At 56.9% G+C, this 1,190-nt stretch carries 1 protein-coding gene; it reads right to left on the bottom strand.

What is annotated here, in order from left to right; genetic code table 11:
- Positions 1 to 1,190, bottom strand: a 1,190-nt coding sequence (locus QUA90_RS22045; protein WP_333447725.1) for a cadherin-like domain-containing protein, incomplete at both ends; no start/stop codon positions are given.

The following is a 1,190-nucleotide window of genomic DNA, read 5'->3' as shown; positions in this document are numbered from 1 at the left end:
TCGGAGTCGGAGTTCCCGTCGGAGTCGGAGTCGGAGTTCCCGTCGGAGTCGGAGTCGGAGTTCCCGTCGGAGTCGGAGTCGGAGTTCCCGTCGGAGTCGGAATCGGAGTCGGAGTCGGAGTCGGAGTCGGAGTTTCCGTTGGCGCTGGAGTTTCCGTGGGAGTCGGAGTCGGAGTTCCCGTCGGAGTCGGAGTCGGAGTCGGAGTTCCCGTCGGAGTCGGAGTCGGAGTCGGAGTCGGAGTCGGAGTCGGAGTTTCCGTAGGAGTCGGAGTTTCCGTGGGAGTCGGAGTCGGAGTTCCCGTCGGAGTCGGAGTCGGAGTTTCCGTGGGAGTCGGAGTTTCCGTGGGAGTCGGAGTCGGAGTTCCCGTCGGAGTCGGAGTCGGAGTTCCCGTCGGAGTTGGAGTTTCCGTGGGAGTCGGAGTTGGAGTTTCCGTGGGAGTCGGAGTTGGAGTTTCCGTAGGTGTCGGAGTTGGAGTTCCGGTGGGAGTCGGAGTTCCGGTGGGAGTCGGAGTTCCGGTGGGAGTCGGAGTTCCGGTGGGAGTCGGAGTTGGAGGGGTATTTACAATAATGCTTCCCGTGACGATCGCAGAATCAGCTTTCCCGTCATTAGCTTTGTAGGTAAAAGAGTCTGTCCCTGCAAAACCAGCATTCGGAGTGTAACTGAAGGAACCGTCTTGGTTGAGGACGATCGACCCTTGAGTCGGATTTGCCACCAAAATCGCAGTCAGCGGGTCATTTTCCGGGTCTGTATCGTTGATTAAGACTCCCAAACCCGTCACGTTGAGACCCGTATTAAAAGCAGTAGTATAGCTGTCAGAATTCGCCACAGGCGGGTTATTGTTGACGCTGACAGTCACGGTAGCCGGTTCAGAGCTAATTATTCCGTCGCTGACTGTGTAGGTAAAGGTGTCTGTTCCAGAAAAGCCTGCGTTAGGAGTATAAGTGAAAGAACCGTCTTTGTTGAGGGCGATCGACCCTTGCGTCGGATTTGCGGCCACCACAGCAGTCAGCGTGTCTAAATCTACGTCGGAGTCGTTGGCTAAAACTCCCGGCACTGTTACGCTGAGGGCTTTTCCGGCACTGGTGCTATAGGTATCCGGCTGCGGCTGCGGCGGATTATTAGTAACGTTGATGTTCACCGTGGCGGGGACAGTCGCAGCCCCGTCGCTAACGTTGTATGTGAAGGTATCA

Source organism: Microcoleus sp. D3_18_C4, assembly GCF_036702355.1.
Classification (GTDB): domain Bacteria; phylum Cyanobacteriota; class Cyanobacteriia; order Cyanobacteriales; family Microcoleaceae; genus Microcoleus.
The sequence above is the reverse complement of the archived record's forward strand: the minus strand, read 5'-3'. Positions and strand labels throughout refer to the sequence as shown.